At 69.3% G+C, this 13639-nt stretch carries 14 protein-coding genes, 1 tRNA gene and 1 riboswitch; of the genes, 5 read left to right on the forward strand and 10 right to left on the reverse strand.

Features of this window, described 5'->3' with window-relative positions; translation table 11 throughout:
- Positions 1-33: 33 nt before the first annotated feature.
- Positions 34-945 carry a DUF72 domain-containing protein gene (locus SNOV_RS18330; RefSeq protein WP_013168462.1) on the forward strand — a complete coding sequence of 304 codons (912 nt, stop codon included), beginning with the start codon at positions 34-36 and terminating at the stop codon, positions 943-945.
- 59 nt (positions 946-1004) lie between these two features.
- Here SNOV_RS18330 and SNOV_RS18335 read toward each other — a convergent pair whose 3' ends face one another.
- Together SNOV_RS18335 and SNOV_RS18340 are read right to left on the reverse strand one after the other, a co-directional pair.
- Positions 1005-1412, reverse strand: coding sequence for a FecR family protein (locus tag SNOV_RS18335; RefSeq protein ID WP_144296022.1), 408 nt, complete (start codon positions 1410-1412; stop codon positions 1005-1007).
- Between the two features lie 88 nt (positions 1413-1500).
- A tRNA-Arg gene (locus SNOV_RS18340) sits at positions 1501-1577 on the reverse strand.
- Positions 1578-1825: 248 nt separating this feature from the next.
- On the opposite strand from SNOV_RS18340, the gene SNOV_RS18345 reads away from it, so the two are divergent.
- Together SNOV_RS18345 and SNOV_RS18350 are read left to right on the forward strand one after the other, a co-directional pair.
- Complete coding sequence (locus SNOV_RS18345) at positions 1826-2686, forward strand: thermonuclease family protein (RefSeq protein ID WP_013168464.1); 861 nt, start codon at positions 1826-1828, stop codon at positions 2684-2686.
- A gap of 59 nt (positions 2687-2745) precedes the next feature.
- Positions 2746-4200 (forward strand): M48 family metalloprotease, encoded by a 1455-nt coding sequence (locus SNOV_RS18350; RefSeq protein ID WP_013168465.1) that lies wholly within the window; start codon positions 2746-2748, stop codon positions 4198-4200.
- A 158-nt stretch (positions 4201-4358) separates the two neighbouring features.
- On the opposite strand, the gene SNOV_RS18355 is transcribed toward SNOV_RS18350, so the two are convergent.
- The 8 genes from SNOV_RS18355 to crcB form a co-directional block, all read right to left on the reverse strand.
- The gene (locus SNOV_RS18355) at positions 4359-5240 is read right to left on the reverse strand and encodes an RNA polymerase factor sigma-32 (RefSeq protein ID WP_013168466.1); all 882 of its coding nucleotides are present in this window, start codon (positions 5238-5240) and stop codon (positions 4359-4361) included.
- Positions 5241-5440: 200 nt separating this feature from the next.
- The gene (locus SNOV_RS18360; RefSeq protein ID WP_013168467.1) at positions 5441-6043 is read right to left on the reverse strand and encodes a CarD family transcriptional regulator; all 603 of its coding nucleotides are present in this window, start codon (positions 6041-6043) and stop codon (positions 5441-5443) included.
- Between the two features lie 387 nt (positions 6044-6430).
- Positions 6431-6766: a ferredoxin FdxA gene (gene fdxA, locus SNOV_RS18365; RefSeq protein WP_013168468.1), complete on the reverse strand. Its 336-nt coding sequence runs from the start codon at positions 6764-6766 to the stop codon at positions 6431-6433.
- A gap of 99 nt (positions 6767-6865) precedes the next feature.
- The gene (locus SNOV_RS18370) at positions 6866-7174 is read right to left on the reverse strand and encodes an RNA-binding S4 domain-containing protein (RefSeq protein WP_013168469.1); all 309 of its coding nucleotides are present in this window, start codon (positions 7172-7174) and stop codon (positions 6866-6868) included.
- Positions 7175-7194: 20 nt separating this feature from the next.
- A complete protein-coding gene (locus SNOV_RS18375) occupies positions 7195-10680 on the reverse strand; it encodes a helicase-related protein (RefSeq protein WP_013168470.1) in 3486 nt (1161 codons plus the stop codon).
- 100 nt (positions 10681-10780) lie between these two features.
- Positions 10781-11620 (reverse strand): DUF3108 domain-containing protein, encoded by an 840-nt coding sequence (locus tag SNOV_RS18380; RefSeq protein ID WP_013168471.1) that lies wholly within the window; start codon positions 11618-11620, stop codon positions 10781-10783.
- Between the two features lie 165 nt (positions 11621-11785).
- The gene (locus SNOV_RS18385; RefSeq protein WP_013168472.1) at positions 11786-12379 is read right to left on the reverse strand and encodes a cation efflux transmembrane domain-containing protein; all 594 of its coding nucleotides are present in this window, start codon (positions 12377-12379) and stop codon (positions 11786-11788) included.
- Entirely contained in the window at positions 12376-12765 is a 390-nt protein-coding gene (gene crcB, locus SNOV_RS18390; protein ID WP_013168473.1) for a fluoride efflux transporter CrcB, read from the reverse strand. The genes SNOV_RS18385 and crcB overlap by 4 nt, the downstream gene beginning before the upstream one ends.
- Before the next feature lie 26 nt (positions 12766-12791).
- Positions 12792-12853, reverse strand: a riboswitch (Fluoride riboswitch).
- A 161-nt stretch (positions 12854-13014) separates the two neighbouring features.
- Here crcB and SNOV_RS18395 point away from each other — a divergent pair.
- On the forward strand, positions 13015-13209 hold the full coding sequence (locus tag SNOV_RS18395) for a hypothetical protein (protein WP_041782399.1): 195 nt from the start codon (positions 13015-13017) through the stop codon (positions 13207-13209).
- A gap of 118 nt (positions 13210-13327) precedes the next feature.
- Positions 13328-13636 carry a 50S ribosomal protein L28 gene (gene rpmB / locus SNOV_RS18400; RefSeq protein WP_013168474.1) on the forward strand — a complete coding sequence of 103 codons (309 nt, stop codon included), beginning with the start codon at positions 13328-13330 and terminating at the stop codon, positions 13634-13636.
- Positions 13637-13639: the final 3 nt, after the last annotated feature.

Here is a 13639-nt window from a genome sequence, read left to right on the forward strand (position 1 = left end):
GCGGCCTGCCGTTCTCCAGAACAGGAGGACGCCATGGCACACAGGCGCACCGGCGACATCCGCATCGGCGTGTCCGGGTGGACCTACGCCCCCTGGCGCGGGAATTTCTATCCGAAGGGCGTGACGCAGAAGCGCGAGCTGAGCTTCGCCGCGTCGCGCTTCCCGGCGCTGGAGATCAACGGCACCTTCTACGGGCTGCAAAGGCCGGACGCCTTCGCCCGCTGGGCGGAGGAGACGCCGGACGATTTCGTCTTCGCGGTGAAAGGCTCGCGCTTCATCACCCACACCAAGCGCCTGCTCGACATCGAGGCGCCGCTGGCGAACTTCCTCGCCTCCGGCCTCTTGCGGTTAGGCCCCAAGCTCGGGCCGCTGCTCTGGCAGTTTCCGCCGAATTTCCAGTTCGACGCCGCGCTGATGAAGGATTTCTTCGCCCTGCTGCCGCACGACACTCGCGCCGCGGCGCGGCTCGCCGGCCGGCACGATCATCGCCTCGACGGGCGCGATTGGACGACGACCGACGCGCAGCGGCCGCTGCGCCATGCCGTCGAGATCCGCCATGAGAGCTTTCGCGATCCCGCTTTCATCGACCTGCTGCGCGCGCGTGACATCGCGCTGGTCTGCGCCGACACGGTGAAGTGGCCCCTGCTGATGGATGCCACCGCCGACTTCGTCTATTGCCGGCTGCACGGCTCGCAGGAGCTCTACCGCTCGCGCTACAGCGAGGAGGCGCTGAAGCGCTGGGCCGCGCGGGTGCGGGCCTGGTCGCAGGGCCGGTCGATGAAGGATGGCGAGTTCGCGAGCGAGAAGCCGGCCGAGGCCCGCCCGCGCGATGTGTTCGTCTTCTTCGACAACACCGACAAGCTGCACGCGCCCGAGGACGCCGCCCGGCTGATGGCGCTGCTGCATGTGGAATGGGAGAAGGAGGCGCCGGCCAAGGCGGCGTAAGGACACGCCTCGCGTCCTGCAAGGATGCTCCCGAAAATAACCCCGGCCACGGACGGCAATCAGGGGCTGATCGGGATCCGGGTGCCGCCATTGTCGTTGACGGCGATGGCCGTGCCGATGACGCTGCCGACGATCGCGGTGGTGACGAACACCTGGCCGACCGTGGCGCTGGCCGTGGCGCATCCGGGCGGCCGCACGGCCACCGTGGTCGAGGCCGGCACCGTCACCATGTTGCCGCTGAAGTCGACCACCGCGCGTCCCGCACCCTGCACGCTGACCTGCGTGCCGCCGGGAATGCTGGAACCGGGCGCGGCGGGAACGAAGCCGGCGCCGCGATTGACGAGAACCGTGCCCTGCACGCTGCTGAGGACACCCGATGCTGAACAGGCGCCCTGCGCGTTCGCGGCGCCGGCACTCAACCCGGCGACGGTCGAAACCAGCGCCAGCGTCAGGCAAATACGACCCATGTCGGCCCCCACCGCCATTTACATGGACAAAATGTCTCAGATTGCCGCGGTTCTGGCAAGCGATGGCGCACCGTTGCGAAGTTTTGCGTGGCCTCCCGGATAGGATTCGAACCTATGACCCCAGGTTTAGGAAACCTGTGCTCTATCCTGCTGAGCTACCGGGAGAGACCGCGCGTAGATGACTCCAATCGGTGTCCGCGATCAAGAGGGCATTAGCCTGCGGGCTGCCGGTATAATGGCGCCACTGGCCTGCCACAAAACACGCCAGCGCCAATATCATGGGCAAACGAACGATCTTGCGCTATGGTTAACCGTCGCGGTGGTGATCGACCGCGACGCTCTGGAGCGCTCCGGCCCGGGTGTCTCGTCCGGGCATGGGGGCGTTTTCCAGCGTTGGACGGTCGGGGACGATCATGTCGGGACGCATATGGGCGCCCTCTTCATCATCTGCCGCTGCGCCGGCCCGCGCCGCGCGGCATCGTCTCGCTGCATGCCTCCTGCTTGGCGGCCTGCTCGCCGCGCTCGCCTTCGCTCCGGCGCATGCCGAGCCCGCGGCCTGTCCGGACGGCTATGCCGGCAAGGGCCGTGTCGCCGCCATCGGCCCGGCCGGTGACCTCGCATTGGCCGACGGCGCCGTGCTGCGCCTTGCCGGGCTCTCGGCCGCCGGCGCAGAAACCGAATTGCGCGCGGCGCTGGACGAAATCGTCGGCCGCGACGTCGCCATCGCGGCCGGTCCGAAGGACCGCTACGGCCGGCTGCCCGGCCTCGTCCGCCTCGACGGCAGCACCGAGACCGTGCAGGCGGCACTGCTCGCCCGCGGCCTCGCCGTCGCTCGGCCGGAGCACGGCTTCCTCGGCTGCATGGCCGCACTCCTCGCCGCCGAACGGCCGGCCCGCGAGGCGAGGCGCGGCGTCTGGGCGAGGCTGCCACTCGACGCCCGCAATGTCGCGGCGATCCGCGCCCGCGAGGGCCGCTTCACGATCGTGGCAGGGCGCGTGCTGAGTGTTGGAAACACGCGCACGCTGGGCTACCTCAATTTCGGCCCGGTTTGGCGGCAGGACATGACCGGACGGCTGCCGCCGTCGACGCGAGTCGCGCTCGAAGCCTGCGGCATGGACCCGGCGGGGCTCGCGGGCAAGCGCGTGGCGCTGCGCGGCACCGTGACGGAATCCGGCGGGCCGGCGATCGAGCTGCGCTTCGCGGAGCAGATCGATGGGCAGATCGACGGGCAGGCCGACGGAAACGAGGATAAGAGGCGAACGGGGGTAGAGTGAGGGGATCGTTGCGCAGTAGCGGGACAGGCCGGCCGGGACGCCGCGCGGGAGCGCGCGCGTTGTCGCGCGGCCTTGCGCTCGCCCTCGCGCTCGGCGGCTCGCTCCTGCTCGGCGCCTGCGCCGCGCTCAACGATTCCACCAGCGCCACCGCGCCCACCCCGCCGCCGCGCCTCGAGGAAGCACTCACACCGGCCCAGCGCCAGGAGCATGAGCGCCTCGTCGCCTCCTATGGCGGCGCCTACAACAATCCGAAGCTGCAGGCGCAGATCGAGGGCGTGGTGAACCGTCTGGTCGCCGCTTCCGAGCGGCCGAACCTGCATTACCGCGTCACCATCCTCAACTCGCCGGCGGTGAACGCCTTCGCTCTGCCGAACGGCTCGCTCTACGTCACGCGCGGCCTGCTCTCGCTCGCCTCCGACAATTCCGAGCTCGCCTCGGTGCTGTCGCATGAGATGGCGCATGTCATCGCCAACCATGCGGCGACGCGCGAGGACCAGATGAAGCAGGCGGTGCTGGTGAGCCGCGTCATCTCCGACGTCGTCAACGATTCCGACCTCGGCGCGCTGGCGCTGGCGCGCAGCCGCATCTCGCTCGCCTCCTTCTCGCGCGGGCAGGAGCTGGAGGCGGACGCCATCGGCGTCGGCATCAGCGCCCGCGCCGGCTTCGATCCCTATGGCGCCGAGCGTTTCCTCACCACCATGGGCCGGCAGGCCTCGATCCGCTCCTCCTCGATGAGCCAGAGCGCCGGCGCCGAGGCCACCGACTTCCTGGCGACCCACCCGGCCAATCCGGAGCGCATCTCCATCGTCATGGCCAATGCACGCGAATACGCCTCGCCGGACAAGCCGGGCGAGCGCGACCGCAAGCAGTACCTCGCCGCCATCGACGGCCTCGTCTATGGCGACGACCCGAAAGAAGGCTTCGTGCGCGGCCGGCGCTTCTTCCATCCCAAGCTCGGCTTCACCTTCACCGCGCCGGAAGGCTTCACGCTGGAGAACACCTCGCAGGCGGTGCTCGGCGCCAGCACCTCTGGCCGTGAGGCGCTGCGGCTCGACGCGGTGCGCGTCGCCGGCGACCAGTCGCTGGCGCAGTACCTCTCCTCCGGCTGGATCGAGGGCGTCGAGATTTCGACGGTGGAGAGCCTGGTGCTGAACGGCTTCCCTGCCGCCACCGCGGTGGCGCGCGGCGAGCAGTGGTCGTTCCGCATGTTCGCCATCCGCTTCGGCAGCGACGTCTATCGGCTGATCTTCGCCGCGCGCCAGCTCACCCCCGAGCTCGACAAGCAGTTCCGCGAGGCGGCCGAGACCTTCCGCCGCGTCTCCATCGAGGAGGCGGAGAACGTCAAGCCGCTGCGCATCCGCATCGTCACGGCGGGGCTGACCGACAATTCCGAACGGATGGCGGCGAAGATGGACGTGCAGGACCGCGCGCTGGAGCGCTTCCTCGTCCTCAACGGGCTGAACAAGGGCGACAAGCTCTCCTATGGCGAGCAGTACAAGATCATCGCCGAGTAGGGGCGGGCGGGGTCGCTCGCTGGGGAACTCCACATCCCATTAGCCGTCATCCCGGACGGCCGAAGGCCGATCCGGGATCGTCACCCAGACTGGAAAGCGATCCCGGCTCTCCGGCTACGCCTCCGGCCGGGATGACGCTGCTTTGAAGGCCGCAGACCTCACGCCGAGAACGCCCCCGCGGGGACGTCGGGGCTGCGGGTCAGGGCGATGCGCAGTTTCTCGATGGCGCGGCTCTCGATCTGCCGCACCCGCTCCTTGGAAATGCCGAGCCGCTCGCCCAGTACTTCCAGCGTCTCGCTGTCCTCAGTGAGCCGGCGCGCCTCGATGATGCGGAACTCGCGCTCGTTCAGGCCGCGCAGCGCGCCCTGCAGCCAGCGCCGGCGGCGCTCGCCGTCGATCTCCATCGACACCTGCTCGTCCGGCAGCGGATCGGCGGCCACGAGCTGGTCCATGCGCTCGGCCCCGTCCTCCTCGCCGAAGGAGAGCGGCGCGTTGAGCGACAGATCGGGCACGTTGAGCCGCGCATCCATGCGCGCCACCTCGATCTCGCTCACCCCCAGCTTCTCGGCGATGGAGCGGTGCATCTCCTCGCGCGTGGTCTCGCCGGCGCCGCCATTGGCCCGCTCCAGCCTTGCGCGCACGCGCCGCAGGTTGAAGAACAGCGCCTTCTGGCCGGAGGAGGTGCCGCCGCGCACGATGGACCAGTTGCGCAGCACATAGTCCTGGATCGCCGCCCGGATCCACCAGGAGGCATAGGTGGCGAAGCGCACCTCATGCGTGGTCTCGAAGCGGGAGGCGGCCTCCATCAGCCCGATATGGCCCTCCTGGATCAGGTCGGGCATGGGCAGGCCGTAATTGCGGAAGCGGCGGGCGATGGCGATGGCGAGGCGCATATGCGCGTGGATCAGCGCGTGCAGCGCCTTCTCGTCATGCTGCTCGGCCCAGCGGCGGGCGAGCTCATATTCCTCGGTGCGGTCGAGCAGCGGCGCGGCCATCGCCGCGCGCGCGATCTGGGTGCTGCGGCCGGCCTTGTCGCTCATGCGCGTCTCCCCGAGCTGTCGGGGCCTGCGCTGCCGCGTGCGCGCGGCAAGCGCCGGGCCCGAATGGGGCTAGAACGCGGCGGGAGACCGAAAAGTTCCGCATGCGACCGGGCATCGCTTTGAACTAGAGCCGGATGCCTAAAAGAAAAGGCCCGGCGCGGGGCCGGGCCTTCGATCTTTGCGTTTGGGACAGGCGCCGCTCAGGCGGCGGCTTCCTCGGTGTCCGCCTCTTCCTCGGCGGCATCGAGCTCGGCCTCGGCCTCGCCCTTGCCGACGCGGCGCGGACCCTTGAGCAGGTTCTGCTCGATCAGCTTGATCGCCTCGGTCTCGGTGAGGTTGTCGACGGCGGCGAGCTCGCGCGCCATGCGGTCAAGCGCGGCCTCATAGAGCTGGCGCTCGGAATAGGACTGCTCGGGCTGCGCCTCGGAACGGTAGAGGTCGCGCACGACCTCCGAGATCGCGACGAGATCGCCGGAATTGATCTTGGCCTCGTATTCCTGCGCGCGGCGGCTCCACATGGTGCGCTTCACGCGGGCGCGGCCCTTCAGGGTCTCCAGCGCCTTCTTCAGGATGGTGGGCTCGGAGAGCTTGCGCATGCCGACGGAAGCGATCTTCGGGACAGGAACGCGCAGCGTCATCTTGTCCTTCTCGAAGTGGATCACGAAGAGCTCGAGCTTGAAGCCCGCCACTTCCTGTTCCTCGATCGAGGTGATGCGTCCAACGCCATGGGACGGATAGACGATGTGCTCGCCCGTCTTGAAGCCCTGGCGGATATTGGTGGACGGCTTCTTGGTCGACGTCATGCTGTGCCTGCTCCTGGGTCTCGGTTCTCACCGGCGCCGCGTCGCCCTCGGCGCGCTGCCGCCTGCGGCTCGTCCGCAGGGAAAAGAAACACCCCGGCGCCCCGCGGATGCGGGAGCCGTATTTCAGCCGTCGACGGAAAACTCAGGGAAGCCCGGCGTGCGATCTCCGCACGCTGGACGATGGCCCGACATAAATTCCGGGAAGGGCGCTCCAGTTCGGGAGCGTTGCACCATGGCAAACCCATTCGACTGCACGAAGGGTCTTATAGCACAAATCCCGTGAGAATCAAAATACTGCCGCATTGCAGCGCAAGACGCGCCGCCACCGCTGAATCGGACAGCGGCGGGCGACGTCACAGCTCACAGCGTGCCTCAAGGGCAGCGCGCTCAGTCCTGCTTACCCGGTTCGGGGGACAGATACTGTAGCTTGTCGGGCACACCATCCCACTCCTTTGCGTCGGGGAGCGGGTCCTTGCGGTCGGTGATGTTCGGCCAGACCTTGGCGTATTCGGCGTTGAGCGAAAGCCATTTGTCGAGCCCCGGCTCGGTGTCCGGCTTGATCGCCTCGGCCGGGCATTCCGGCTCGCACACGCCGCAGTCGATGCACTCGTCCGGGTGGATGACCAGGAAGTTCTCGCCCTCGTAGAAGCAGTCCACCGGGCACACGGAGACGCAGTCGGTGTATTTGCACTTGATGCAATTATCCGTGACTACGTAGGTCATTCGTCCGGTCTCCGCACGGCGGGTGTGAATTGGGCCGCGGCGCTCCCTAGCGCACCTCTCCGGGAGGCGCAAGGAACATGAGGCGCAAGGCCGAGCGGCTCACGGCGCATGGCTGCCCTGAGCGTCCGGCGCCTCCACCTCCACATAGGTCGTGGCAGCGGCGCGCGCATCCCCCCGGCGGTCGATAAATCCGGTGACGCGCCACAGCTTGACGCTGGAATCGAGGGTGATGGTGAGCACGTCGCCGAGCCGCACGGCCTGGCTCGGGGTGGTGACGCGGGTGCCGTTGAGCCGGATGCGGCCGGCCTTCACCAGCGCGCTAGCACTTGAGCGCGTGCGCACGCAGCGCGCATGCCAGAGCCAGACATCGAGGCGGTGGCGCGTGGGGCTGCCAGCGTCCTCCACCACCCGCGTCGCCTTGCCCGGGCTCAGCCGCCGTTCTTCTCCGCCTCCATCCGCGCCTTCAGCGCGAGCAGGGCGGCGAAGGGCGAATCCGGATCGACCGGCTTGTCGCGGCGGGCATCGTTGCGGTTGTCCGGGCGCGAGCCGAAGCGGTCGTGCCGGTTGTCCCCGCGGTCCTGGCGGTTGTCGGGACGGTTGCCGCGGTCCGGGCGGTCGCCGCGATCCTGGCGCGGGGGGCGATTGCCCTGGCGCTGGTCGTCGCGGCGGTCACCACGGGCCTGCGCGCCCTCGCCCTCGGGACGGCGCTCGCGGCGCTGGTCGTCGCGAGGGGGACGGCGGCCACCATTCTCCGGCCGGTCGCGGCGGAAATCGGGACGCCCGCCCTCGGCCGGCGCGCCGGGGGCGGCGTCGGTGCGCGGGCCGCGATTCTGTTGGGCGCCGTCGCGATTGCCCTGGTTTCCACCCGAATGCGCCCCCTTGCGCTGATGCGCCGGGCGGTGCTGCCCCGGCGGACGGCCGGGACGCCAGACCTCGATCATCGCCGGCTCGGCAGGAGCGGCGTCAGCGGGGGCGGCTTCGGTCGAAGCGGCTTCGGCAACAGGCTCTTCGGCCGAGATGGCTTCGATGGCTTCGGCGGCTTCCGCCACCGGCGCCTCGACGGCCTCGGCCGCCACCTCTTCGATCACGGCCTCTTCGACGATGGCTTCCACCACCGCCTCGGATTCCGCCGCGACGACGGCAACCTCTTCCAAGGCCGGCTCGACCGTGTGGTCGAACACCGGATCGGCGAAGACCTCGCCGCTCACCGCGGTCGCATCGACCGTGATGGTCTCGACGATTTCCACCGGCTCGGAGGCGGGCACCTCTTCCAGCGCGGGCTCAACCGTCTGGTCGAAAGCGACGTCGGTGCCGACCGGCACTTCTGCCGCGGTTTCGGCCACCGTTTCGGCGACGGCTTCCGCAGCAATCTCGGTGGCGGGCGCTTCAGCCGTCGGCGCGGCTTCCACCGGCGCAATTTCCACCGGGGCGGGACGGCGCTCCATGCGGTAGCCGAGCGAGCGCAGGATCGAGGCGAAGTCCTCGCCGGCGCAGCCGGCCAGCGAGGTCATGGCGACGGTGGCGATGAAGCCGTTGCCGTCGAAGGCGCCGGCCGGCTTCTCGCCGGGAGCGCTCGGCCGCCAGGCCAGCGCCGGGCGGATCAGGTCGGCGAGGCGCTCGAGGATGTCGACGCGCACCGCCCGCTCGCCGGCGACGCGGAAGCCGACGGCGCGGTAGAGCCCCTTCTGGATCTCCGGGTCGACCGGGATCGAGGTGCGGCCCGAGGCGGCCAGATGCGGCAGCTCGTCGAGCCCCTTCTGCTGCAGGCCGCCATGCTTGAGCGCCCAGAGCTGGGCGGCGAGCGCGCGCGGCGCCGGCTTCAGCAGGGTCGGGACGTAGATGTGGTGGGCGCCGAAGCGCACGCCGTGGCTGCGCAGCACCGCCCGCGCCTCCTGCGGCAGGCCCTTCATCTCCTCGGCGACCTTGTGGCGCTCCAGCACGCCGAGCGACTCGACGATCTGGAAGGCGATGCCGCGGGCGATGCCGGTGACGTCCTCGGCGCGGCCGAGCACCATCAGCGGGCCGAGCAGCTTCTCGATATGCGCCTTCAGCCACAGGTCGATGCGCGCCTGCACCGAATCCCGCGCCGGGCCGGTGAGATGCTCGTCGGCGATGATCTTCAGCCGGGGGCTGAGCACTTCCTCGCCGGGGATGAGCTTGGCGACCGGATCGCCGATCCAGCGCAGCGTGCCGTCGGTGGAGAGCACGAAGGCATCGTCCGCCGCCTCGGCGAGCCGGGCGGCGCGCGCCTCGATCTCGCCGGCCAGCGCCTTCTGCGCCGTCGAGCGCAGCGCCTTCGCCTCGGGACCGCCGGCGGAAGCGTCCGCCGCGAACTGGAAGCCGAGCAGATGGCCGATCACATGGCCTTCCACGACGACGTCGCCGGTCTTGGTGATTTCAGTTTCGAGCATCGCGTTCTCTCGCAGGCGCCTCATCAGCACGCTGGTCCGGCGATCGACGAAGCGGTGGGCGAGCCGCTCGTGAAGCGCATCGGAAAGCCTGTCTTCCACACGGCGTGTGACGCCTTGCCAGTGTTCCGGGTCGTCGAGCCAATCCGGCCGGTTCGCCGCGAAGGTCCAGGTGCGGACCTGCGCAATGCGTCCCGACAGCGTGTCTATGTCACCTTCCGCTCGGTCCGCCAAGGCCACTTGTTTGGCGAACCAGTCGGTGGAGAGCCGTCCGCGCTGCATCAGATCGCTGTAGACGGTCGCCACGAGGTCGGAATGCGAGGCCGGCGAGACCTTGCGATAGTCGGGAAGCTGGCAGGCTTCCCACAGCCGCTCCACCGCATTGGCGCTGGTGGCGAAGCGCCTGATCGCCGGGTCGCCGGCGAGCCGCTCCAGCACCAGCACGTCGTCGGCCGTGGGCGCGCGGGTCAGTCCCTCCTCGCGCGGCGGGATGGCGAGCGAACGATTCAGGGTTTCGATCGACGCGAAGTCCATCGCGCTGTTGCGCCATTGCAGCACCCGGTGCGCATCGAAGGCGTGCGCCTCCAGCCGCTCGACCAGTTCGGCGTCGAAGGGCGTGCAGCGCCCGGTGGTGCCGAAGGTGCCGTCGCGCTGGGCGCGGCCGGCGCGGCCGGCGATCTGCGCCAGCTCGCCCGGATTGAGCTTGCGGAACTGCCAGCCGTCGAACTTCACGTCGCCGGCGAAGGCGACATGGTCGACGTCGAGGTTCAGCCCCATGCCGATGGCGTCGGTGGCGACGAGATAGTCGACGTCGCCATTCTGGTACATGGCGACCTGGGCGTTGCGGGTGCGCGGCGAGAGCGCGCCGAGCACCACCGCCGCGCCGCCGCGCTGGCGGCGGATCAGCTCGGCTATGGCGTAGACCTCGTCGGCCGAGAAGGCGACGATGGCCGAGCGGCGCGGCAGGCGGGTGATCTTCTTCTCGCCGGCGAAGGTGAGGTTGGACAGGCGCGGCCGCCCGAGGATGGAGACGCCCGGCAACAGCTTCTCCACCAGCGGGCGCATGGTGGCGGCGCCCAGCAGCAGCGTCTCCTCGCGCCCGCGCAGATTGAGCATGCGGTCGGTAAAGACATGGCCGCGGTCGAGGTCGGCGGCGATCTGGATCTCGTCGAGCGCCACGAAGGCGACGTCGAGGTCGCGCGGCATGGCCTCGACGGTGGAGACCCAGTAGCGCGGATTGGCCGGCTTGATGCGCTCCTCGCCGGTGATCAGCGCGACATTGTGCTCGCCGGCGCGCTCGACCAGCTTGCCATAGACCTCGCGCGCCAGGAGGCGCAGCGGCAGGCCGATCAACCCGGAGGAGTGGCCGAGCATGCGCTCGATGGCGAGGCTGGTCTTGCCGGTATTGGTGGGGCCGAGCACCGCGGTGACGCCGCGCGCGCGCAACGAAGGCGGCAGCGGCTTGGCGTCGGAGCGGTAATGGGCCGGCGGTGCGGCGATGTTCATGAAGCCGATCGGTTGGTCGGGCCGGACGGGGCGGCCCTTTTAGCACGGAATCGCCATATGGGGATGGCGGCGCGGAATTGCCCGTCGGAAAGGCTTTTGCCTACGGCGCCGCCGCCTTGGCCGGGCTCGCCTTCCGGCCCACCATGGGCTCGGTCTCGAAGCTCTCCGCCTCCAGCGCGGCAACGCCGATGGCGGTGGTCACGGCGGCGCGGAAGGGCACCAGCATGCGCGTCCCGGCGACCGGCGCCAGCCACACATACATCTCCTTGTTCGCCATCATGTACTTCACCGCCGTGCGGTTCGGCTTGTGGCCGGAGACCGGGCGGTAGGCGACGCGGCAGACCACGGAGGGGCCGGCATAGCCCTTCTCCGCCTTCACCGCCTCCATGCGCTCGAAGCTGAGCACGAGGTCGTAGCGCTGGCGGCCGTCGAAGATGGAGAGGGTGCGCTCGCAGGCTTTGGCCGAGAGCGGCTCATCCGTGCCCGGCACCATGATCAGCGCCGCGGTCATCGGGTCGAAGATGCCCTTCTTGTCCTTGTCGGTCACCGGCACGCGGTCGGGGGAGGCGCCGACCGGCGGCATGACGGCCATCTGGGCGACGCCGCCGCCGTTCATAACGAGGCGGATGGCCTCTTTCTTCTTGTCGGATTCGGCCTCCATGGCGAAGGCGCGGGGGCCCAGCGTGCCGCGGGCGACGACGCCGCGCGCGCCCGCCGTGCCCTTGCCGGGCGAGACCGCCTGCACCACGCCGGTGAGGCGGCCGCTGCCGGAGGCGATATAGGAATTGTCGTCGACCTCGATCACCAGGGCGGCGCGGCCGACCTCCAGCCCGCCGAGCGACATGCGGTAGCGGGCCTCGAGCCGGCCATCCGCATGCGCGACCGTCGCCGCGCCGAAGCCGGCGAGCACCGTTACCGCCGTGAGGCAGAGCCGCATCATCAAGGGCAAGGTCCCGCTGAAGATCCCGACAGATCCCGAATCGCCCGGCCAACCGTGCCGGAACGTCATTTATCCTCGTTTCGCATGGCGTTGGAAGGCGGCGGAACTGTGACTCGCCCCCTGCCCGCCCTCGTCACGAAGACGGCATCGTCGTGCGCCGCGCGCTCAGGCGTGGGCCCTGTGCTCCTCACGCGCGGCCTCCCAGACCTCGCGCGCCGCATCGGCATTCATGGCGGCGATGGCGAGGCCGACGATGAGGTCTGGCCAGGCCGAACGCCACAGAAAGGCGGTGACGAGACCGGCGGCGATGATGGCGACATTGGCCAGCGCATCGTTGCGGGCGGAGAGGAAGGCGGCACGGGTGAGGCTGCCGCCATGGTGGCGCCAGGCGACCAGCAGGAAGGCGCAGGTGAGGTTGACGACGAGCGCGCCGAGCCCGGCCGCCGTCAGGAGGAAGGGTTGCGGCGGCACCGGGTCGAGGAACTTGTCGACGGCGGTCCACAAGGTCGCCAGCCCCGGCACCAAGAGGATGAGCGCCAGCGCCATGCCGAGGCGAGTCCGCGCACGCATAGACCAGGCCATGCCGAAGAAGATCAGCACGTTGATCGACGCGTCCTCGAGGAAATCGACGCTGTCGGCGAACAGCGACACCGAGCCGATGGCGAGCGCCACGGCGAACTCGACGCCGAAATAGGCGAGGTTGAGCAGCGCCACGATCAGGACGACGCGGCGCAGGCGCGCGTCCGCGTCGTCGCTCAAAGCACGCCCCGCGCGTCCAGCGTGCGGATCAGCCAGAGCGCGGCGAACAGCGCGCCGACGGAGAGGATCACCGAGAGCACGGCATAGGCGAGGGCGGTCACCGCCTGCCCGCGCTCATAAAGCAGCGCCGTCTCCAGCGAGAAGGCCGAGAAGGTGGTGTAGCCGCCCATGATGCCGGTGGTGAGGAACAGGCGCATGGGCTGCGGCAACCCGCTTTTCAGCGCCCAGTACTCGGCGACGAGGCCGATGCAGAAGGAGCCGGTGATGTTGACGAACAGCGTACCTAACGGAAGCTCGGCGCCGATGAAGCGCAGCGTGCCCAGGTTGACGGCGTGCCGCATCATGCCGCCGATGCCCGCGCCCAGAAAGACCAGCAAAAAGCTCACGCACGCCTCCTTCTGCGCTCCCAGCGCGAAAAGCAGGCGTCATCAGCATCAGCGCGGTTTTACGGGAGACACCATTCCCGCAGACAGGATAGCAAGCGGCGGGCTATGCGCAAGCGGCTGCGCCACTGTAAAGTGCCGCAAGCGAAGGGTTTCCAGAGGTGCGGCGACTCTTTCACGGGACAGCTATTCCGAACGTCGTCATTCCCCCGCATGCCGTCATCCCCGGGCTTGACCCGGGGATCCATGCCTTTGATCCGGCACACCGGCCTGAACGACGGCGTGGATGGCCGGAACTCGGGCCTGCCCGAGTTCCGTTTCAAGCAGACCGAAGTCGGCAAATGCCGACTTCGGGTCAAGCCCGGCCATGACGGGGTTCTGGGAGAGAGGTCGCCGGATTCTTCGCGCGAGGCCGGGGAATATGCGCAGACCCGCCGCCGGCCTTGACGGCGCGGGGGGCGTTCCTTATAGGAGCGCACTCTTAAATTCCCACGGATGCCGCATGCGGGATCGTCGGGCCCTATGGCCCGCGGCGCAACGGCTGCGAAGAATAAGGAAGTCCACGATGTCCCGTCGGTGCGAACTTACCGGCAAGGCGGTTCTGACCGGCAATCTCGTGAGCCACTCGAACCGCAAGACCCGTCGGCGCTTTCTGCCGAACCTGGTGAACGTCACGCTCACCAGCGACGTGCTGAAGCGGTCGGTGAAGCTGCGCGTGAGCGCCAACGCCCTGAAGACCGTCGACCATCGCGGCGGCCTCGACGCGTTCCTGATCAAGGCCCGCACCGAAGAGCTGTCGCCGAAGGCGGCCGAGCTCAAGCGCGCCGTGGTGAAGGCCAATCTCGCGGCCTCGTCGGAAGCGGCAGCCGCCTGAGCC

Source organism: Ancylobacter novellus DSM 506 (genome assembly GCF_000092925.1).
Lineage (GTDB): Bacteria > Pseudomonadota > Alphaproteobacteria > Rhizobiales > Xanthobacteraceae > Ancylobacter > Ancylobacter novellus.

Excerpts from the sequence above, each read along its gene's own strand:
- fdxA (WP_013168468.1), bottom strand. The coding sequence starts at position 6,766 with ATGACCTACGTAGTCACGGATAATTGCATCAAGTGCAAATACACCGAC.
- rpmB (WP_013168474.1), top strand. The coding sequence starts at position 13,328 with ATGTCCCGTCGGTGCGAACTTACCGGCAAGGCGGTTCTGACCGGCAAT.
- SNOV_RS18355 (WP_013168466.1), bottom strand. The coding sequence starts at position 5,240 with ATGAGCGACAAGGCCGGCCGCAGCACCCAGATCGCGCGCGCGGCGATG.
- SNOV_RS18345 (WP_013168464.1), top strand. The coding sequence starts at position 1,826 with ATGTCGGGACGCATATGGGCGCCCTCTTCATCATCTGCCGCTGCGCCG.
- SNOV_RS18375 (WP_013168470.1), bottom strand. The coding sequence starts at position 10,680 with ATGAACATCGCCGCACCGCCGGCCCATTACCGCTCCGACGCCAAGCCG.
- SNOV_RS18335 (WP_144296022.1), bottom strand. The coding sequence starts at position 1,412 with ATGGGTCGTATTTGCCTGACGCTGGCGCTGGTTTCGACCGTCGCCGGG.
- SNOV_RS18360 (WP_013168467.1), bottom strand. The coding sequence starts at position 6,043 with ATGACGTCGACCAAGAAGCCGTCCACCAATATCCGCCAGGGCTTCAAG.
- SNOV_RS18380 (WP_013168471.1), bottom strand. The coding sequence starts at position 11,620 with ATGATGCGGCTCTGCCTCACGGCGGTAACGGTGCTCGCCGGCTTCGGC.
- SNOV_RS18330 (WP_013168462.1), top strand. The coding sequence starts at position 34 with ATGGCACACAGGCGCACCGGCGACATCCGCATCGGCGTGTCCGGGTGG.